The 20,238-nt window shown below is 62.4% G+C and carries 18 protein-coding genes and 1 tRNA gene; 14 read left to right on the forward strand and 5 right to left on the reverse strand.

Features of this window, described 5'->3' with window-relative positions:
• Window positions 1-17 precede the first annotated feature (17 nt).
• Window positions 18-1,292 carry an MFS transporter gene (locus HNS03_RS15300; protein ID WP_367196439.1) on the forward strand — a complete coding sequence of 425 codons (1,275 nt, stop codon included), beginning with the start codon at window positions 18-20 and terminating at the stop codon, window positions 1,290-1,292.
• A gap of 748 nt (window positions 1,293-2,040) precedes the next feature.
• Window positions 2,041-2,349 carry a cytochrome c family protein gene (locus HNS03_RS15305; RefSeq protein WP_367196599.1) on the forward strand — a complete coding sequence of 103 codons (309 nt, stop codon included), beginning with the start codon at window positions 2,041-2,043 and terminating at the stop codon, window positions 2,347-2,349.
• 43 nt (window positions 2,350-2,392) lie between these two features.
• Here HNS03_RS15305 and HNS03_RS15310 read toward each other — a convergent pair whose 3' ends face one another.
• The 4 genes from HNS03_RS15310 to HNS03_RS15325 form a co-directional block, all read right to left on the reverse strand.
• Window positions 2,393-3,262 carry a class I SAM-dependent methyltransferase gene (locus HNS03_RS15310; RefSeq protein WP_367196441.1) on the reverse strand — a complete coding sequence of 290 codons (870 nt, stop codon included), beginning with the start codon at window positions 3,260-3,262 and terminating at the stop codon, window positions 2,393-2,395.
• Complete coding sequence (locus tag HNS03_RS15315) at window positions 3,259-3,603, reverse strand: ArsR/SmtB family transcription factor (RefSeq protein ID WP_367196443.1); 345 nt, start codon at window positions 3,601-3,603, stop codon at window positions 3,259-3,261. Before HNS03_RS15315 ends, HNS03_RS15310 begins: the two co-directional genes overlap by 4 nt.
• 317 nt (window positions 3,604-3,920) lie before the next feature.
• Window positions 3,921-4,817 (reverse strand): RNA polymerase sigma factor RpoH, encoded by an 897-nt coding sequence (gene rpoH, locus HNS03_RS15320; RefSeq protein ID WP_367196445.1) that lies wholly within the window; start codon window positions 4,815-4,817, stop codon window positions 3,921-3,923.
• Window positions 4,818-5,138: 321 nt separating this feature from the next.
• Window positions 5,139-6,176, reverse strand: a complete 1,038-nt coding sequence (locus HNS03_RS15325; protein ID WP_367196447.1) for an RluA family pseudouridine synthase — start codon at window positions 6,174-6,176, stop codon at window positions 5,139-5,141.
• Here HNS03_RS15325 and HNS03_RS15330 point away from each other — a divergent pair.
• Both HNS03_RS15330 and HNS03_RS15335 read left to right on the forward strand, forming a co-directional pair.
• Window positions 6,175-6,549 carry a DUF6476 family protein gene (locus HNS03_RS15330; protein WP_367196449.1) on the forward strand — a complete coding sequence of 125 codons (375 nt, stop codon included), beginning with the start codon at window positions 6,175-6,177 and terminating at the stop codon, window positions 6,547-6,549. The genes HNS03_RS15325 and HNS03_RS15330 overlap by 2 nt on opposite strands.
• 405 nt (window positions 6,550-6,954) lie before the next feature.
• A tRNA-Glu gene (locus HNS03_RS15335) sits at window positions 6,955-7,030 on the forward strand.
• A 272-nt stretch (window positions 7,031-7,302) separates the two neighbouring features.
• Here HNS03_RS15335 and HNS03_RS15340 read toward each other — a convergent pair.
• Window positions 7,303-8,013, reverse strand: coding sequence for a GntR family transcriptional regulator (locus HNS03_RS15340; protein ID WP_367196451.1), 711 nt, complete (start codon window positions 8,011-8,013; stop codon window positions 7,303-7,305).
• Between the two features lie 126 nt (window positions 8,014-8,139).
• Between HNS03_RS15340 and HNS03_RS15345 the strand changes: the two genes are divergently transcribed.
• The 10 genes from HNS03_RS15345 (at window position 8,140) to HNS03_RS15390 (ending at window position 20,227) form a co-directional block, all read left to right on the forward strand.
• Window positions 8,140-9,585, forward strand: coding sequence for an aldehyde dehydrogenase family protein (locus HNS03_RS15345; RefSeq protein ID WP_367196453.1), 1,446 nt, complete (start codon window positions 8,140-8,142; stop codon window positions 9,583-9,585).
• A complete protein-coding gene (locus HNS03_RS15350; RefSeq protein WP_367196455.1) occupies window positions 9,582-11,243 on the forward strand; it encodes a GMC family oxidoreductase in 1,662 nt (553 codons plus the stop codon). The genes HNS03_RS15345 and HNS03_RS15350 overlap by 4 nt, the downstream gene beginning before the upstream one ends.
• Window positions 11,236-12,090 carry an alpha/beta fold hydrolase gene (locus HNS03_RS15355; protein WP_367196457.1) on the forward strand — a complete coding sequence of 285 codons (855 nt, stop codon included), beginning with the start codon at window positions 11,236-11,238 and terminating at the stop codon, window positions 12,088-12,090. The genes HNS03_RS15350 and HNS03_RS15355 overlap by 8 nt, the downstream gene beginning before the upstream one ends.
• Entirely contained in the window at window positions 12,090-13,766 is a 1,677-nt protein-coding gene (locus tag HNS03_RS15360; protein WP_367196459.1) for an alkyl sulfatase dimerization domain-containing protein, read from the forward strand. The genes HNS03_RS15355 and HNS03_RS15360 overlap by 1 nt, the downstream gene beginning before the upstream one ends.
• A gap of 27 nt (window positions 13,767-13,793) precedes the next feature.
• Window positions 13,794-14,582, forward strand: coding sequence for an SDR family NAD(P)-dependent oxidoreductase (locus HNS03_RS15365; RefSeq protein ID WP_367196461.1), 789 nt, complete (start codon window positions 13,794-13,796; stop codon window positions 14,580-14,582).
• Window positions 14,583-14,614: 32 nt separating this feature from the next.
• Window positions 14,615-15,475, forward strand: coding sequence for an NAD-dependent epimerase/dehydratase family protein (locus tag HNS03_RS15370; RefSeq protein ID WP_367196463.1), 861 nt, complete (start codon window positions 14,615-14,617; stop codon window positions 15,473-15,475).
• An 85-nt stretch (window positions 15,476-15,560) separates the two neighbouring features.
• The gene (locus tag HNS03_RS15375; protein ID WP_367196465.1) at window positions 15,561-16,568 is read left to right on the forward strand and encodes a Bug family tripartite tricarboxylate transporter substrate binding protein; all 1,008 of its coding nucleotides are present in this window, start codon (window positions 15,561-15,563) and stop codon (window positions 16,566-16,568) included.
• Window positions 16,569-16,690: 122 nt separating this feature from the next.
• Window positions 16,691-17,122: a tripartite tricarboxylate transporter TctB family protein gene (locus HNS03_RS15380; protein WP_367196467.1), complete on the forward strand. Its 432-nt coding sequence runs from the start codon at window positions 16,691-16,693 to the stop codon at window positions 17,120-17,122.
• An 11-nt stretch (window positions 17,123-17,133) separates the two neighbouring features.
• Complete coding sequence (locus tag HNS03_RS15385) at window positions 17,134-18,687, forward strand: tripartite tricarboxylate transporter permease (protein WP_367196469.1); 1,554 nt, start codon at window positions 17,134-17,136, stop codon at window positions 18,685-18,687.
• The gene (locus HNS03_RS15390) at window positions 18,671-20,227 is read left to right on the forward strand and encodes an acetolactate synthase large subunit (protein ID WP_367196471.1); all 1,557 of its coding nucleotides are present in this window, start codon (window positions 18,671-18,673) and stop codon (window positions 20,225-20,227) included. Before HNS03_RS15385 ends, HNS03_RS15390 begins: the two co-directional genes overlap by 17 nt.
• The last annotated feature ends 11 nt before the right edge of the window (window positions 20,228-20,238 follow it).

A 20,238-nucleotide genomic window follows, 5' to 3' on the forward strand; every position in this document is an offset into this window, starting at 1 on the left:
TTGGCTGAGGGGGAGCTATGTCGTCGATCTTTGCGCACTGGTCCAAGAAAACAGTCGCGGGTGCGATTGGTAATACTCTCGAATGGTATGATTATGCGATCTACGGTTATTTCGCGACGATCATTGCCAAGCAGTTTTTTCCGGCGGGGGATCCGAGCGCGGCATTGATTGCGACCTTCGGCGTTTTTGCTGCCGGATTCTTGATGCGCCCATTCGGAGGCTTGGTGATTGGGCATATCGCCGACAAGCTGGGGCGCAAGCTTGCGCTCACTTTGTCGGTCGCGATGATGGCGATCCCGACCACGCTGATCGCCTTTCTCCCGACCTACGAGCAGATCGGCCTGGCCGCACCCCTGATCCTCACCTTCCTGCGCTTGGTCCAAGGGCTCTCCGTCGGCGGCGAGTACACCGGTTCCGTCACCTACCTGGTGGAGAACGGTCCCAAGGATGGCCGTGGCCTCTCCGGCTCCTTCGGGCTGGTCGGCGCCAACTTCGGCATCCTGATGGGCTCGGCGGCGGGCGCGATCGTTACCGCGCTGGTGCCGGACAGCGAGATAGCGAGCTGGGGTTGGCGGGTGCCGTTCCTGTTCGGGCTCGTGTTGGGCGTCGCCGGAATCTATTTCCGCAGCCATCTCGACGAGGCCGAGGTGGAATGGTCCGATCCGCACGAGGCCGAAGAGGTCGAATTTCCGATCGTCGACGCGATCCGCCACTATTGGCGCGACATGCTGCGGGTGGTCGGCGTCAACGTCCTCAACGGCGTCGGCTTTTACGTCTCCTTCGTCTACCTCACTACCTTTATCGTCGACTTCGACAACGTGAAGGAGGGGACCGCCCTCGACATCAACACGATCACCATTGCGGTCCTGATTTTCCTGATCCCGTTCTTCGCTGCACTCTCCGACAAGATTGGCCGCAAGCCGGTCATGCTTGCCGGTGCCGCCGGCATGATCCTGCTTTCCTATCCGCTGTTCCTGCTGTTGGCGTCCAAGAGCTTCGCGCTCATTCTTCTCGGTCAGCTCGGATTTGCGCTCGTGATGGGCTGCTTCACGGGCCCGCTGCCGACGACCATGACCGAACAGTTTCCGCGCAAGGTGCGGGTGACGGCCTATTCGGTCGCCTTCAACATTCCGCTGGCCCTATTCGGCGGGACCGCACCGATGGTGGTGACCTATCTGATCAGCGAGACCGGCGATCACATGGCCCCGGCCTTCTACGGCATGGCGGCTGCCGTCGTCGCCTTCGCCACGCTTCTGACCATGCGGGAAACCAAGAACCTGCCGCTCAAATAGCGCGGTTCCGCCTTCGAGAGGGTGGCGAACGAGAGGGTGGCGAACCGGGGGGGCATCGGGCCCCGATCCCGTATCGCCTGATGCGCAATCTAAAATTGACAATCGGATTAATCTCGCCAAATTGGATTGCTGCTCTGCACACGGAATCGGATCTCGGACGCGCGCCGTCAACGCGGAACGAGCGGCCGCCGCCAGGGCCTCCGATGTCGAAAACGCCGCTATCTGCCGCAGGTTGACTATTACCGATGCACACTCTGCATGTCAGGCATGCAGGGTTGCTTCTTGTTTGTGCAGCGCAAAAGGTTCAAATTCCTCGCAGCTGATGGATGACACGGGACGCGCTCCTCCCTGCGACCCGTTGATGAAGGCAGCTGTTCCCCTCTGGAAGGTGACGCAGGCGCTTGTCGCTTGCGAAACTGCCGGGCTCTTCGGAGCCCGGCTTTTCTTTTTTCTGGCCTCGAAAAATCGCCAACTTCATGGCCTTCCGGAAAATGGCGGCCTATCCATGCTTCGCCATCGGCCCCCGCTCCCCGGTTCCCGTCGCGACCGGGGTCCCCAGGCTCCTGTTGGCGCTATTCGCCCTACCGTCAACTCTCTATCCGTTGTCGCGGTTGGTCCGTTTGGAATTGATCGCATTCCAGATTTTCGTCCAGAATGGTTGAGGACGAATCCGGGCCGGCCCGATCGTGCGATCGGCACGGGCTCGAGAGGCCGTCTTTTTTGCAAAGCGGAGACGATCGTGACCGGCATGCGGCTAACACTCACTCTCGCCATCGGCCTGCTTTTCTCCGGGAGTGCGCTCGCCGCCGGCGATCCTGCGCACGGCCACCAGCTTGCTCAGCAGTGGTGCGCAAGCTGCCACGTGGTCGATCAGGACCAGGCCACGGCCAGCGCCGACGTTGCGAGCTTCTACACGATCGCCAAATCGGAGAACCTGACCCCGGACGGGCTCTCCGCTTTTCTGGCCGACCCTCATCCGGTGATGCCGAACATGAGCTTGTCGCGCGGCGAGATCGCCGACCTCGTCGCCTATATCGTTTCGCTCAGGGAAAAGTAGCCGGGCATTTGCGCGCGCAACTGCGCAGTCGGGTGCGCAGGCGCTACGCGGGTGCGCAAACCTTGCGCAGAATCAACAGCGATTCCCGCGCGCTCGCCTGGATCGGTAGCCGGCCGATCACGCTGTCGGCGATCTCGCTCGCAAACCGCTCAAGCGTATAGGCGCTGGCGAAGACTGGCTCGTAGCCGCCCTGCAGCAGCGGGGCGATCGCCTGCTGCTCGTTGTAGCAGTCGAACGGCCAGGCGTCCGGGTAAGGGGCTGGCAGGAAGATGTCGTGGAAACCGACATAGGTGCCGGCCGGCAAGGCTGGGAGAATGCGGTTCAGCACGATGTCGACGTCCGTGCCCGGCATCATCACGTGGCTGGAATCGCAAAACAGCAAATCGCCCGCCACCAGCTCGCGGCCGGCAAGGTCGCCGGCTTCTTGAAGCGTCCGCCGGTCGACGGCCACGGCAAGCTTGGAAATATCGGCACGGGGCTTGGGGTCGATCGACCCGATCCAGCTCTCCAACCCGCCGTCACGCACGGCGCGGGTCAGAAAGCGGGTGGAGTGGCCGGAGCCGATCTCCAGGATGCGGCCCGGCCGGCGGGTGCGCACGAAGGTGTAAAGCGCGGCCGCATCGAGCCTCGGAAACCAGTCTTGCTCGAAGCGCGGCTCCGGCGGCGCAAGGCCCGAAATCGCTTCCAGATCGGGGGCGAGCCGATCGATCTCACCGAGAAACGCCGCGAAGGCTTCGTCGTGGGCGGCAAACACTCTGGCAAGCGCATCGTAGCGTTCGCGGCTTGCGCGCCGGGCCAGATCGGCATGGCGATGGGGAATGAAGAAGCCCTTGTCGGCGAGCCCGAGCACTGTTTGCAGGCCGAAGCTCAACCGGCGACGTTCGGACCGTGCCCTAAAATTGCGACGGCTCATCGCTGAGAGGGCCCGCCCGGCTGTTTGGCCGATAGGTAAGGTTCGCAGTAGATCTCGGCGAGATGGTGCATCAGTTGCCTCAGGTCGTCGGAGGCTATGGAATAGTACACCGTCTGGGCATCCCGGCGTCCCGCGACGAGACCGAGCGCGCGCATCTTGGCCAGATGCTGCGACATGGCCGATTGGCTGAGACCGACGTCCTCGGCAAGCACCGTCACCGAGCGCTCACCTTCGAGCAGATGACACAGAACGAGCAGCCGCTTTTGATTGGCGAGCGCGGCCAGCAGCGCGGCAACCTCTTCGGCGCGCTCGGCCAGCACAGATTCCAGGGTGGTTTGCATAGATCATCTCGCCTTGGGCGGAACCGTTGGCGAAGGCGGTAATCGCCATCGGGCCCCGACCGGATCGACTCTGCCTCATGACCGGTCGATCGGAGGGCGTCAAGCCAGACCACGAAAAAACTGTCGGAAATGCTGGGTTGGCGCCTGTCCATTACCCAAAGATTGTCTCGTTCAAGTCAGCTCAATTTGAACGAGAAGGGCTTGCTCGATCGATCGTCTGGCCCCGGCACCGGTCCATGATCTAGAGCGAGGGGACAGGCACTGAAGATGGGCTGGGGAACGAAGTGCCGCCCTCCAGCCCATCCAGATTGACGTCGTCAGGCAGAGACGCGCGGCCGTTCCATCTCGCGGGAGGCCTTCTGCACCGATTTCTGCACCTTTTCGAAGGCGCGGACCTCGATCTGACGAACCCGTTCGCGCGATACGCCGAACTCTTCCGACAAGGTCTCCAGCGTGATCGGATCTTCCGAGAGCCGGCGCGCCTCGAAAATCCGGCGTTCGCGATCGTTCAGGACGCCGAGCGCATCCTTCAGGAGCTGGCGCCGGTTGTCGAGCTCCTCGCTCTCCGCCAGCGTCTGCTCCTGGCTCTGGGAATGATCGTCGACCAGCCAATCCTGCCATTCGCCGGAATCGGCTTCCTGGCGAATCGGCGCGTTAAGCGAGGTATCGCCGGAGAGCCGACGGTTCATCGAGATCACGTCGTCCTCGGTCACCCCGAGGCGCTCGGCGATCTCCGCCACCTGCTCGGGCTTCAGATCGCCCTCTTCCAGGGCCTGGATCTGGCCCTTGACCTTGCGCAGGTTGAAGAACAGCCGTTTCTGGTTGGCCGTGGTGCCCATCTTTACCAGGCTCCACGAGCGCAGGATATATTCCTGGATCGCGGCCTTGATCCACCACATGGCGTAGGTGGCGAGCCGGAACCCTTTTTCCGGATCGAACCGCTTCACGGCCTGCATCAGGCCGACATTGCCTTCCGAGATCACCTCGCCAATTGGCAGGCCGTAGCCGCGATAGCCCATTGCAATCTTGGCAACGAGGCGCAAATGAGAGGTGACCAGCCGCTGGGCGGCATCGGGATCGTCATGCTCAAGATAGCGTTTGGCGAGCATGTACTCTTCCTCCGGCTCCAGCATGGGGAACCGGCGGATTTCTTCAAGATAGCGCGACAGCCCGGTGTCACCGGACGCAATCGCGGGAAGCACGGGTTGGGCCATAGCTATGCGCCCTCCTTCGTCTGGATCGGCGGGGCCGTCTTGCCCCGGACCGACCGGTCGTCATGAATGAAACGCGGCACCTCCCGTGCCGGGTTCCAGCAGGATCCGTCCCCCGAGACGCCTGGAGCCTTCCCGTTCGGATTGGTCCAATCCGAACCAAGGAAATGCTCGGCCTCTTCACGTTCGAGCCGTTTCTTGTCGATCAGGTGAGGTCGCCTGAACGGAAACGGATCTGGTCGCCAAGCGTCCCTTTTGCGGCGAGACGGTGTCTTCGGCGTCTTCTGCAACGCACGCCGAAGAAAAACACTACTCCGAAATGGGTCAAAACCGAGACCGGCCGGGTGCATCGGCCGGCAGTGTGTCCAGCGCCGCCAGCAGCGCGTCGAGATCTGGCGGCAACGGGCTTTCGAACCGGAGCGTCTCTCCCGTCACCGGATGCGCAAAGCCCAGAACGGCTGCGTGTAGCGCCTGACCCGAGAGGGCATCGATCCGCTCGCGTACCGCCGCGGGCAGTCGGTTCGCCTTGGTGCGAAAGCCGGCCCCGTAGAGCGTATCGCCGAGCAGAGGATGGCCTTTCGCGCTCAAGTGCACGCGAATTTGATGAGTCCGCCCCGTTTCCAGCCGGCACGACACCAGGCTTGCAATCGGATCGGACGCCGGAAAGCGCCGGTCGGTGGAATAATGGGTCACGGCAGGCTTGCCGCTGGCGACGATGGCGAAGCGTTGGCGGTGGTTCGGCGCGCGACCGATCGGTGCGTCGATCCGGCCTTCCACCGGCTTCGGCGCGCCCCACGCCAGCGCACGATAGGTGCGCTCCAACGGCCCGGTCCGGCCGTGGTCGGCGAACTGGGCGGCGAGCCCTTGATGGGCGGCGTCGGACTTGGCGACGACGAGCAGGCCTGAGGTTTCCTTGTCGAGACGGTGGACGATTCCCGGTCGCGCAACGCCGCCAATTCCCGAAAGCTCGGACCCGCAATGGGCGAGAAGGGCGTTAACCAGCGTTCCGCTTGCATGGCCGGCGGCCGGATGGACCACCAGACCAGCGGGCTTGTTCACGACGAGGAGATGGGGATCCTCGTAGACGATTTCAAGCGGGATCGCCTCTGCCACCGCGTTCGACGGCTCCGGTGCCGGCAGGGCGACGGCGATCGCAGCGCCGGCCTTCACTTTCCGCTTGGGTTCGGTGACGGTCGCCCCGTCGACATCGACGTGGCCGGCCCGTATAAGCCCCTGCAGCCTGGCCCGGGACAGTTCCGGAACTCGCCGGGCAAGGCATTGATCGAGGCGCTGATCATCATCGGCGTCGTCGACGACGAGAACCACCGGATCAGCGCCCGGGACGAAAGCGGCATCACTCATGACTTCATCCGCACTCGATGACGGACCGGAACCGCCGCTCGATCCGGCGATGGAACGCGTCCAGCGCAAGCTGCGCAAGCTCGTCCTGGTTTCGGGATTGATCATGGCGGCCGGCCTGGTGGCGGTGTTCGCCGCGATCCTCTATCGGCTCTCGGAAGCGGAGAACCGCCGCGCACCGGCCACTGTGACGCTCGACCTCCCGCAGGGGACGACCGTCCAGTCCGCGACCGGCACGGCGGACCGGCTCACATTGGTGGTGGAGAGCCCGGACGGCAAGACCTCGATCGTCGTTTTCGACGCCGCGACCGGCCAGCCCCTGACCACGTTCACGTTGGGCACGGCCGGCCAACCTTCCGTCAAGATCGCCGAATAGGTTGGGTTTTTGGAGCATGTGCCGTTCAAATTAAGTGATCTTGAACGAAAAGGAATGGCTCAAGCTATTGAATCCGGGACCATTTCTTTTCGCTCACATGATTCTATCCGAGCGGAAAGGGCTGCAAGGTCGCTCCCGTTTTGGGCCCATGACACCGTTCTGGACTCGCCCTATCTTCTGCCGAAGCGCAAAATGCAGCGAACCTCATGTTCCCTCGCGCGCGTCTGGAGGGGGCCGGTTTTGCGCCTGGCCGACGGCACTTGTGGGCCAACGTCCATACGAGGGCTGGGTCTCGCAGTTGTGGATTCTCCCGCCACCAATGCGGCATCCGCAATGAGCATCTTGCGTCGCCGCTGTGGCTTCGCTATATCCGCGGTCGGTTTCGAGCGGCAGTGCCGCCGAGAAGCCCCCATCGTCTAGCGGTCCAGGACGCCGCCCTCTCACGGCGGAAACAGGGGTTCGAGTCCCCTTGGGGGTGCCATTCGCACTCATAATGCGCGAATGTTCCGCCGCGATAGCGGCCTCCATTACATCTTTTGATCCGATGATGCGAATGAGGCCGAGCGGCGTTCCACGTGGCCTGAACAGGCTCGCGTATGTTGCGGGCGTGGCTCCGGGAGTTTTCCGCATAAAGGCGTTGAGACAATAACTTAGACCCGCTTCATGAGTCTGAGAAAAGAGGAACGGGTCTAGCCACGCATGTGCGACGTCTGCTCGACCGGTTCCGACCGAGCGCGGGAAAGATCGACGACGTCACCCGTCGACAGTCGCCTCGAACAGACCTTTTCCACCGTGGACGATATCGTAGCGGATGGCTTGCTCGGCCTCGTTCGCATCGCCTGATTTGAGCGCGTGGATGACCTGCTCGTGCGGATGGGTGCCCGAAAAGGGCGAGCCTCTATCGTAGAGGTGCGACAGGATTGGGCCACACCGCATCCACAGCCCTTCAACGATCTCCAGAGTGATCGGAAGTCGGGCCATGCTGCACAGTTTCAGGTGGAATTCCGTGTTCAAGTGGACGGCCTGCAGGAGATCGCCGCCGCTTTGATGCTGCTCGATTATGTTGGCATGGATCTGTTCGAGAGCGGCAATTTCGGCGTCCGTGGCCTTCTGGGCGGCCGATGCGGCGCAGCGGCCTTCCAGGTCCATGCGCAGATCGCGAATTTCCTGTAGCTGGCTGGTGAAGAGCTGCGGAACGACCACCGTGCCGCGGGCATCGAGGGTCAACGCTTCCTTGGAGACGAGGCGCAGCAAGGCTTCGCGCATGGGCGTCGCGCTGATGCCGAAGCGTTTCGACAAAGGGCGGAGTTGCAGCTTTTGGCCCGGACGAAGTTTTCCGTGCATCAGCGCATCGCGGACGCCCTGGTAGGCCTGTTCGCTCAGACTTTCCCGGGAGATCGAGCCTCCCCAATCCTCTTCCGAGGCGGCAGTTTCGGACAAGGCAATCGGCCGCGACGTTGACATGATTTTTTCCGTGTTATAACGAATAACATATTGCAGGTATCGCCATTCAGTGTGACGAGGCGGAAGCGCCTGCGCAAGTCAGTCTTAGGCGACGTCAGATCGCTTGCAATGTCAGGGAGGAATGGCGTGACCCAGTTCCCAAACTTCGTTGGGGGCCAATGGCTGTCGTCCGATGATGCCGCGGAAAACCGGAATCCCTCTGACAAGTCGGACGTAATCGGGCTCTTTGCCAAGGCGGATGCGGAGACCGTTCGTGACGCGATCGGGGCTGCGCGGTCGGCGCTGCCTGAGTGGGCGAACGCCTCGCCGCAGCTTCGCCATGACGTGCTGCTTGCGGCCTCAATGGAGATCCTGCAGCGCCGGGACGAGCTGACGCAGATCCTCTCGCGAGAGGAAGGCAAGGCGCCCAAGGACAGTTTCGGTGAAGTCACGCGCGCCGCGCACGTGCTGTCTTTCTTTGCCGGCGAGGCGCTGCGCCTGAACGGTGAGTTCGCCACCTCGACGCGGCCCGGTATCGAAGCCCATGTGACCCGGGAGCCGGCTGGCGTGGTCGGGATCATCACGCCGTGGAACTTCCCGATTGCGATCCCTGCGTGGAAGATCGCGCCCGCCTTGGCCTACGGCAACACCGTCGTCTTCAAGCCGGCGGGCCTGGTGCCGCATTCGGCCTGGATGTTGGTCGATATTCTTCAGCGCGCCGGCCTTCCGAACGGAGTGCTGAACCTTGTCATGGGATCCGGAGGCGTGGTTGGCGACGCCATTCTTTCGTCCGATGCCGTCGATGCCATTTCCTTCACGGGATCGGTGGCGACGGGTCGGCACGTGGCGGCCAGCTGTATCCAAGGGCCGCGCATGAAGAAGGTCCAGCTCGAGATGGGCGGAAAAAACCCGCTTGTCGTTCTGGATGACGCGAACCTGGAAACAGCGGTCGAGTGTGCAGCCAATTCGGCGTTTTACTCGACCGGACAGAGGTGTACCGCCGCGTCGCGGCTCATCGTGACGGAAGGGATCGCGGATCGCTTCGTCGACCGTCTTCAGACGCGCATGTCGGAGCTGACCGTCGGAAATGCGCTCGACCCGCAAACCGATATCGGTCCGGTCGTCGATGAAAGCCAGCTTGAAAGCAACTTGTCCTATCTGGACGTCGGGCGCGAGGAAGGCGCTCGGGTCGTCGGTGGCGAATTGCTGAATCGAGAAACCCAGGGCAACTTCATGGCGCCCGCCCTGTTTCTGGAGGCGACCAATCGGATGCGGATCTGCCGGGAAGAGATTTTCGGCCCCGTGTCGGCGGTCATCAAGGTTCGCGACTATGACGAAGCGCTCGCGGTGGCCAACGATACCGAATACGGACTTTCGTCCGGCATCTGTACCAACAATCTGAAATATGCCCGCCACTATCGGCGCAATGCGGCAGCGGGCCTGGTCTTCGTCAATCTTCCGATTGCTGGGGTCGATCATCACCTGCCCTTCGGCGGTCGGAAAAACTCCAGCTACGGGCCGCGCGAACAGGGCGCTTATGCGCGCGAATTCTATACCACGGTCAAAACCGCCTATATCGGCGACATGGAATGAGCGACAACGCCTTCGACTATATTATTGTCGGCGGCGGAAATGCCGGCTGCGTCTTGGCCAATCGATTGAGCCAAGACCCGGCTACGCGTGTTTTGCTTCTGGAAGCCGGAACGCGGGCGAATAGTCTCTGGGTTGGTATTCCGGCCGGGTTCACCAAGCTTCTGTCGACGCCGCGCCACAACTGGCTGTTCCAGACCGAGCCGGAAGACAACACCGACAACCGCATCATCAGTATTCCAAAAGGGAAGGGACTGGGCGGATCTACGCTGATCAATGGCATGATCTACGTTCGCGGTCAGCCTCAGGACTACGATGGCTGGGCGCAGAGCGGCGCGCGCGGGTGGTCTTGGTCCGACATGGTGCCTTATTTTGAGAAGGTGGAGAGGCGCAGCGGTGACGACGGCGCGTCGGAAGACGGCGACGGCGTGGTTCCGATCGAACAGGTCGCAAGCCGGCCGGAGATCGCCGAGGCCTTTATCCGGGCCGGCGTGGAAGCAGGATATCCGCAGAATGCCGACTATAACGGCGCGACGCAGGACGGCTTTGGATATTATCAGGTCAACCAGCATAGGGGCCGGCGCGTCAGCGCGGCCGATGCCTACCTCAAGCCGGTCCTCAACCGCCCCAATCTTCGTCTGATCTGTTCCGCGCACGTGACCCGCGTGGTGATCGAGGGCAAGCGGGCGGTCGCGGTGGACGCGCGGGTGCATGGCCGTATGCAGCGGTTTCACGCAGATGGTGAAGTCGTGCTGAGTGCAGGCGCCATCCAGACTCCGCAGCTTCTGGAGCTTTCAGGCATCGGGCGACCGGATATCGTTTCCGCGCTAGGTCTTGAGGTGGTGCGACCATTGCCAAGCGTGGGGGAGAACTACGTCGACCATTTTTGCACCCGGATGAGCTGGCGGGTCAAAGGCACCAAAACGCTCAACGAGCTGACGCGGGGCTTGGCCTTGGTCCGCTCGGTCGCTGAATACGCGGTGAAGCGCACGGGCATCCTGACCTATGCAACGGGCTTGGCCCACGGTTTCCTGCGCACGCGGCCGGGATTGGCGGGGCCGGATGTCCAGTTGTTTTTCATGCACGCCAGCTACGCCAACGCGGCCGAGCGGAAGCTGGACAAGTTTCCGGGCATGACCATTGGCGTGAGTCAGCTTCGGCCGCAATCGCGCGGTTCGATCCACGCGATCAGTCCCGATCCGATGGATGCGCCGATCATTCGCCCCAATTTCCTATCCGCCGAAGATGACCGGATCTGCCTTGTGGACGGGATGAAGCAGACCCGGGCCATCATGGAACAGCCGGCCATGACGCCGTATCGGGAGCACGAGATCGCGCCCGGGCCGGAGTGCTCCAGCGACGAGGATTGGTTGGCATTCGCGCGGGCGAACGGCCAGACGATCTATCACGCGAGCGGCACGTGCCGAATGGGGGTTGATCCGGAAAGCTGCGTCGACGACCGGCTCAGACTTCGCGGCATCGCGGGGCTGCGCGTCGTCGATGCTTCGATCATGCCTTCGATCGTCTCCGGTAACACTCAAGCGGCCGTCTTTGTCATCGCCGAAAAAGGCGCGGACATGATCCTGGAAGACTGGCGCAACGGCCGGCGATCGGGGACGAATATTGGCGGGCACACGACAGCGGGAGGTTTCGATGCTTGAGGTATTTGAAGCACAACAAAAGGTCGCCAAAATAGATGGCGGCGAGATCAACTATGTCGACTTCGGCTCCGGGCCGGCTGTCGTCTTCCTTCATGGATTTCCCGACGGGTGGCGCCTGTGGCGTCACCAGATGGAAGCGCTTTCGAACGCCGGATACCGGGTTATCGCCATGGACCAAAGAGGGTTCGGCGACTCGCACAAGCCCACCGAAGTCCCCGCCTACGAGATGCAGGTTCTGGTTAGCGACGTGGTGGGCTTGATGAGCCATGTCGGCGTCGAACAGGCGGACATCGTCTGCCACGACTGGGGCGCGAACGTCGGCTGGGCGCTTGCGTCCTCAGAGCCGGACAAGGTTCGTCGCTTCGTGCCGATCGCCTCGGGCCATCCCAAGTTCGCGCGAACGATCGAGGGCTTTGAAAAGTCCTGGTACGTCTTCGTTTTTCAGTTCGAGGGCATGGCCGAAAACCTGATGTCGCGCGACAATTTCGCGGTGTTTCGGCAGCTGATGCGGAACCATCCGGAAACCAAGCGCTGGATTGCGGATCTAGAACGTCCGGGCGCGCTGACGGCTGCGATGAACTGGTACCGGGCCAACTACTCGCCGGCGCGCGGGTTCGCGCTGCCGATGGATGTGGGCAGCGTATCCGCCCCGACCATGGGCATCTTCGGCGAGGACGACGTTCTGCTGCAGGAATTGAGGATGATCACATCGAGCCAGCACACGACGGGCGGTTGGCGCTACGAACGCGTGTCGGGCGCCGGGCACTGGGTGCAGCTCGACGATCCGGACTACGTCAACTGGTTGCTGCTCGATTTTCTCGGACGTGCGGACGAGAGGCGGGTCTGATGGATAACGAGCTCGGGATCGGCCCGAAAGGCGAGGTCGCCCACGTCGATCTGTTGCGTCACGGCGAGCAGTTCGCGCCGAAGCTCAGCCATATAACGGACCGGGTCTGGCATCTGGTCGGCGTGCGAAGCATCGCGAATTGCACGATGATCGAGGGTGAAAACGGCATCATCCTGGTCGACAGCGGCTCGTCCATCGACGATGCGGAAGCGTTTCTCGTCGAATTCCGCAAGGTGACCGATAAGCCGATCGTCGCGGTCATCTACACCCATTCGCACTACACGCGTGGGGCGCAGGCCTATGTGGATGATGCCGCACCCCAATCCATTCAGGTCTGGGGCCACGCGAAAGTTCACGAGAATTACACGCGTGGCCGGCCAGAGATCTTTCCGACCTATGTCCGTAAGATCGCCACCCAAATGGGCAATCTGGTCCCGGCGGAGGGGGAGGACGCCGCGCCGAATGCGGGGTTGGGGGGCGAATACCATCTTTCGGCCGGGCGGTACGGCTACGTTAAGCCGACCCATACCGTCGAGACAGCCTCCGACGTTGTGATCGACAGCGTGCCATTTCGGCTGATCCCGGCGATTTCGGACGCGGACGACTGTTTGACCATCTGGCTCCCGGAAGAGCGCGTGGTCATCGAGAACATATTCTGGCGCGTCTATCCCAACTTCGGGGCTATCCGGGGCGAATTCTACCGTCGCCCCACGCTTTGGGCCGACAGCGTCGACGATATCCGTGCGCTGCAGCCGGAGCACATTCTTGGCTGCCACGGCACCCCTTACTCGGGCCGAGACAGAATTGACGCGATGCTGTCCGATTATCGCGACGGGATCCAGTATCTCTACGATCAGACCATTCGCGGGATTAATCAGGGACTGGATCAAAGAGAGTTGTCGGAGACGATCGACCTGCCGGGAAGCCTCAAGAGCAATCCTGTGATGCAGGAACACTACGGCGAATTCCAGTTCGGCGTGCGGGGGGTCTACAACGGGGTCATGGGCTGGTTCGGGACGGACACGTCCACGCTTCATCCCGTCCCGAAGCGGGTCGAGGCCGAACGCATCATTGAGGGGTTCGGTGGACGGGACGCTTTGCGCGCGCAGGTGGACCGATGGTTTGAGCAAGGCGACTTCGCCTGGAGCGCGCAATTGGCGAGCTATCTCGTCACCACCGATCCGCAGAACGAAGAGGACCGACGCAGGAAAGCCCGCTCTCTCAGGGAGATGGGCCGCCACTCCAGATCGTCGATCACCAGGAACTACTATCTGACAGAGGCGCGCGAACTGGAAGGCAAAGTCGACAGCTTCGCACTTCCGCACCGGTCGGTGGCCAAGTTGCTGGAGGGCGGGCCGGAGAGCGCATTCCGGATTTTGAGGTACGAGGTCGACCCGGACCGGGCGGATGGGATCGACCAGACGATCGGCATCCTATTCTCAGATCGCGCCGAGCGCGCCGAACTGACCGTTCGCAATTGCATTCTGATCGTCGATCAGGCGGCGGCGGGGAGCCCGGTCCCGACCTTGGAGCTCCCGTTCGACCGGTTTGCGCGGCTTCTCTGCGGGGAGGTGCGGCTTTCAGATCTGCTGGCTCAGGGTCAGGCGATCATCCATGGCGATCGGTCCGCCGTCGCGGCTGTACTCGCGTGCTTCGATACCCCCCTTTCAGACTGATCCAGGACTAGGAGAGGAACGTCAAGAATGGCTGATGTCGCCAGCAATGGGCTGCGTTTCGAAGGCCAGCGCGCCCTGGTCTCCGCGGGGTCGGGAGGAATCGGCCTTGGCATTGCCAAGCGGCTCGCGGCCGAGGGGGCCGAAGTCGTTGCCCTCGGTCGGACCCAAGAGACCATCGACACAGCCAAACAGCAGGCTGGAACTGACACCATCCGCTTTATCCGCGTCGACTTGTCGGATACCGCCGCTCTCAAGCAGACGATGGGCCCGCTTCTCGAGGACGAGGGATATTTCGACATCCTGGTCAACAACGCGGGCGGGTCGCTGCATACCCCCAAGGCCTTTCTGGAGGCAAGCGACAGAGACTGGGGCCGTGTGATCGAGATGAATATCGGCGTGACCGTCCAACTGACGCGGGCGGTCCTGCCAAGCATGCAGCGCCGGAGCTACGGCCGGATCGTGAACATGGGATCCAAGGCCGGGCGCTACGGGAGCCTGTTCACGGGGGCCAACTATGCCGCCGTCAAGGGGGCCGTGCAGTCGATGACGCTCCAGCTTGCCCAGGAGTTCGGTCCCTTTGGGATCACCTGCAACGCCGTGTGCCCGGGCGCGATTATGACCCCGCGACTGAACCGACTGCTCGATGAGCGGATGACGCCGGAGGAGCGACGAGCCGCCGAGCAGGCGATCCCCATGCGCCGACATGGCACGGTCGAGGACGTGGCCGCAGCCGTGGCCTTCCTGGCCTCGAAAGAGGCGTCCTTCATTACCGGGCAGTTGCTCGACATCAACGGCGGTCAGGCGATGGCGTCATGAGTAGCGAAGAAGGCAAGATCGGCCCTGTTCTCGTGACCGGCAGCGAGGGGTTCATCGGGCGTTCCATCGTCGACGCGCTGTTGGCGCGCCAGGAGACCGTCATCGCCCTCGATCGGGCGCATGCCGAGTGTCCCGCCGCGACGGAAACGCTCATCCGAGTCTCCGGAGACATTCGTGACACGAGCTTTGTTGTCGAGACGGTTCGACAGCACAAGGTGCGGGCAATTCTCAACCTTGCGGCCCTGATTATTCCGGCATGCAAGGCCGATCCGGTTTTGGGCGCCGAAGTCGATATCATCGGCCATATCAATATGTTCGAGGCGGCCCGCGCCGGAAATATCAAACGGGTGGTCTATACGAGCTCGGTCGCATCGAAACCGCGAGCGCCATTCAATTCGCCGGTCAATCTCTACGGGGTCTACAAGCGGACCTGCGAGGACATCGCGAAAGTCTACTTTCTCGACTACGCGATTCCGTCGGTCGGCGTGCGGCCGAACATCGTCTATGGCCCGGGACGGGAGGTCGGGGAAACAGCGTTCGTTTCCAAGGCCGTCGCCGCCGCCGTCGCGGGCGAGCCATTCGAAATGCCGTTTACCGGCGATGTCTGCCTGCAGCACGTTGATGAGATCGTCGACGTCTTGCTGCGATGTCTGTACGCAAGTCCGGACGCTCCCGTTGTTTCGGACATCACGACCGATATTTCCAAGATCGACGATGTCGCAAGTGTTATCGAAGATCTGATTCCGGGTGCGAAAATCGCGTTGTCTGACAAGGTTCGGCCGGCTCCCGCGGATTTGGACAACGAGCCTCTGAGGGAACTACTTGGCGTTTGGCCGTCCATCTCGCTGCGCGAAGGCATCGAGAGAACGAAAAGATCGCTGTCGCAACGCTGAATTTTCGCCGCGCAAGCTTGACAGTTTGCGGTCGAAGATTGTTATAACAAATATCAGATAATAAGAAATCATTGCTGCTGAACCCATGGCCGGAGCCATCCGCCGTGGGAGGTGGGTTGCAAAAGGGAGGAAGAAAATCATGTCAACGAACAGGCAATGGGGAACAGCGCTCGCCGCGCTCCTGGTCGGTCTCGTTCCGGTCTCGGCGCAAGCGGAATTTCCCGAGCGCAGGGTTGAAATTGTGGTGCCGTGGACGGCGGGGGGGTCGACGGGCGCGCATGTCCAGTTGATGTCCAAGCGACTGGAAGAGGTGTTGGGCACCGACATCGTCGTTAGAAATCTCGCGGGCGCTGCTGGTACGATCGGAGCCGCGGAGGTCGCGAACTCGGATCCGGACGGTTACACCCTGCTCGCGACCCCAGCGGGACCCACGACGATCCAGCCGCACCTGCGGCAACTGCCTTACGATCTCGAAGACTTCGACGTCATCTGCCGATACACGAACAATCCGTTCGTTTTCATGGTCGCGGAAGATTCCGAGTACAAGACCATGGAAGAATTCATCGCGGCAGCAAAAGCATCGCCTGGCGAGATGTCCTACGCCACGGCCGGCGTGGGTACGCTCCCGCATATTGTCGGCCTTGCGATCGGTGAAGGATTCGACGCGGAACTCCTTCACCTTCCGACCAGCAGCTCCGCCGACTCCATGAGGGCTCTTCTCGGCGGTCAGGTCACGTCGATGCCGGAGACGGTGGATCATCTTGCCCGCTACGACGCCCGGGGGCTGGCTGTGACGACGCCGGAGCGGCTGGAGGACTATCCCGACATTCCAACCCTGCGCGAACTCGGCGTGGACGCGGTCTTCAACCATTGGCAGGCGCTGTACGTACCGGCCGGAACGCCTGCGGACGTTCAAAAGACGCTGGCTGATGCCTGCGAGGCGGCGTTCGAAGACGAAAAGATCGTCAAGGGGATGGAAGCGATGAACTCCCGGATCTCCGTCCTCACCGGGGAAGAGCTTCAGAAATTTGCCCAAGACGAAAGCGAGCTCAATCGTAAGCTTCTGGTTTCGGCGGGCCTGCTGGAAGAGTGAGCCACAATTGCCGTCTCGTATCCTGAGCGATGCGGGGCGGCTCCCTTGTCTCCATCGGGTCCGTTTTGCGCGTCGGCGGCCGGAGGCTTTGCATGACTATCCGAGAAGAAGTCGCCGTCAGATTGCCCGGGGCCGTCCTCGTTGCCGTCGCGGCGATCCTATTGTGGCACACGTTTGATCCCAGCTACAGCTCTCGTTTGTCGACGCTCAAGTTCGGACCCGTGTTCTTTCCGCGGGTTATCTTGACGGTTTGGCTGCTTCTCTCTCTTCCGTTGATCTTCGTCGTGCCACGGGCATTGCGACGGTCGGTCTTGGAGCATCGGAAGGTCTGGCCAGGCGTTTTCTTCGTTTTCGCACTTGCGATCTATTTATGGTTGCTACCTGGGCTTGGCTATCTCCTCGCAACGTTCCTGTTCGGTGCCGTAGTGCAACTGATCGCCGGGGATCGAAAGCCTCTGAGGTTCGTGTTCTGGTCCGCCGTTCTAACCGTCATGTCCTGGGTCTGTTTTGAGCTTGGGCTCGAAATCATCCTGCCCGCCGGGAAATGGCTCTGATCGGATTTCCTATGGAATATCTCTCGCAAGCCGGTGGACTGATCCTGGATTGGCAGGTGTTGGTTACGATCCTGGCGGGGACCGCGATCGGGCTGGTGGTCGGCGCTCTGCCCGGCTTGGGCTCCGTGGTGGCGGTGACCGTCGTGCTGCCGTTCACCTTTTCGATGGATACGGTGCCCTCGATCGCGCTGCTGGTTGCTGTCTACTGCTCGTCAGTCTTCGGAGGATCCTTTACCGCCGTTCTCCTCAACACACCTGGAACGCCGCAGTCGGCCGCCACTGTTCTCGATGGATACGCGATGACGCGCGCCGGGAAAGGCGATCTGGCGCTGGGGTGGGTGGCGGGCGGATCGCTGGTCGGCGGGCTGGTGTCGACCGTCGTCCTGGTCTTGCTGGCGCCGCAACTTGCCGCAGTGGCGCTGCGATTTGGCCCAATCGAGACGTTCGGGCTGATCTGTCTGGCGCTGACCTGTATATCCGGAGTTTCCGGCAAGAACATTCTGTTGGGGTGGATCGGCGGGTCGATCGGGCTGATGCTCGGGTCCGTCGGGGTCGATCCCCTCTCGGGGCAGACGCGCTTCACCTTCGGCAGCTTCGCCGTCTCCAGCGGGATCGAGATCGTCCCGGTGCTCGTCGGCCTGTTCGCGATTTCCGAAGTGATCTACCGCCTCAATGAATCGGAGGCTTCGCGTGCTGCGGCCAACATCGTGCCCGGTTTCAAGTTGGCTCCGATGAAAGAGTGGCTTCTGCGGTGGAAGACCTTGGTCTCCGGTAGCGTGATCGGTTCCGCCGTCGGAGCGCTTCCCGGCACCGGAGCGGCGACGGCGGCGTTCATTTCCTATGCGGCCGCCAAGCGGTTCGGCCGGTTCCGCAACGATATCGGCAAAGGCGAGCCGGAAGGCATCGTCGCGTCGGAAACGGCGAACAACGCCGTTACCGGCGGCGCGCTGGTGCCCACCCTGGCGCTGGGCATTCCCGGCGATCCGGTCACGGCGGTCATGATGACGGCGCTGATCATCCAGGGCATTCAGCCTGGTACGCGGCTTTTCGTCGATACCCCGGAACTCGTCTACGCAACCTTCCTGCTGTTGATCTTGGCCAATCTGGCAATGTTCCTTTCTGCCGGTGTCTTCAGCCGCGTCTTTAGCCGAATCGTATCGTTCCCGCAGCCGATCCAGCTCTCCATTATTGTCGTTCTCTCGGTGGTCGGCTCTTACGGCGTGCGGGGAAATGTCTTCGACTTGTGGGTCATGATGATGGCCGGAGCGGTTGGCTATCTGTGCCGCATCGCGTCCATTCCGATCGCCCCGATCGTCATCGGCATGGTGCTGGGACCCTTTCTCGAACAGAACTTGCGGCAGGGTCTCATTCTGACGCGAGGCAGTTTCTGGGCGTTCTTCAGTTCGCCGATTGCAGCAGTGCTGATCGGTGGCGCCGCTGTCATCATCCTAACGTCGGTGCTCTTCCTGGTCCGGGATTGGGTCAAAGGAAAGCCGTCTGTCGTGGACACACAAGTCGCCTCTTTTCTTTCACGGCAGGAGCAATCCGATGGCAAACGGCGCTGATGCGCTTTGCGATACTTTCTTGGCCAACGGGATCGACACCTGTTTCGCCAATCCCGGAACCTCGGAGATGCATTTCGTGGCCGCGCTCGATCGCAAGCCGCAGATGCGTTGCTTTCTTGGTCTCTTCGAGGGCGTCGTGACCGGGGCTGCGGACGGGTATGCGCGGATGGCCGGCAAACCGGCCGCGACCCTGCTGCACACCGGCCCCGGATTGGCCAATGGCCTTGCCAATATGCACAATGCTAGGCGGGCCTTTACGCCGATGGTCAACGTGGTTGGCGATCATGCGCACTATCATCTGCCGAACGATGCGGCGCTGACGACGGACATCGAAAGTCTGGCGCGGCCCATGTCGCGTCATGTGCGGCGCATTGCCGGCCCGGAGGATGTCAGTCGGGCGACGGCGGAGTCGATTGCCGCAGCTTCGGCCGCGCCAGGGGGAGTGAGTACGCTCATTCTTCCCGCCGATGCCGCCTGGTCGACAGTCGACCCGGACGCTTCGATCGCCAAGGCCGAATGGCGAGCTGCCGCCGAGGCCGACCCTCAGATGGTCGAGCGCGCCGCGGCCGCCGCGCGCAGTGGCGGGAAACCGATGTTCCTGCTTGCCGGCGACGCCCTCTCGGGCAATGCTTTGAAGAAGGCGGCCGCCATCGCGGAGCGGTTCGGCGGGCGCATCGCTGCGGAGCAGACCAACCGGCGGATCGAGCGAGGTGTCGGCCGACCCCCGGTTGAGCGCATGCCCTATGTGGTCGAGCAGGCGATGGCCTTTCTGGAGGGCGTCACAGACCTCATCCTGGTCGGCTCGAAGACGCCCGTCACATTCTTCGCCTATCCGAATTTGCCGACGAGCCCGGTTCCGCCCGGCTGTCGCGTCACCCGCCTGGCGGAACGGTCGGACGATCTGCCCGGCGCGATCGATCTGCTGGGCCAGGCGCTTGGGCTGAACGACGAGATCGGCTGGTCAGGCGCGCGGACGGAGCCGCCGCCGCTACGTCATGGCGATCTCACCGCCGAGGCGGTTCTCGTTTCCGTCACGCACCTCATGCCGGAAAACGCGATCGTCGCCGACGAGGCCGTGACGTCGGGCCGGAGCTTTTTCAAGCTATCGCATGGTGCGGCGCCACACGATCACATTCAGGTGGCTGGCGGCGCCATCGGCGGGGGATTGCCGCTGGCGCTCGGCGCGGCGATCGCTTGCCCGGATCGGAAGGTCCTCAGCCTGCAGGCGGACGGATCGGGCATGTACACCAACCAGGCACTTTGGAGCATGGCGCGGGAAAACGCGGATGTGTGCGTCGTGGTGTTCGCCAACAGCCGCTACGCCATCCTGCAGGGCGAGTTGAAGAATGTCGGTGCCGACGAACCGGGCGAAAACGCCAACCGCATGCTGCGGTTCGACAGTCCGGCCGTCGACTGGGTGGCCATGGCGAAGTCAATGGGGATGGACGGAGCGCGCGCGGAGACGGCGGAAACCTTCCATGACCTGTTCAAATCGGCGATGGGGCGGCGGGGGCCGTTCTTGATCGAAGCGTGCGTCTAAGAGACAGGTGA

This window comes from Amorphus sp. 3PC139-8, assembly GCF_040750475.1.
In the GTDB taxonomy this organism is placed as follows: Bacteria; Pseudomonadota; Alphaproteobacteria; order Rhizobiales; family Amorphaceae; genus Amorphus.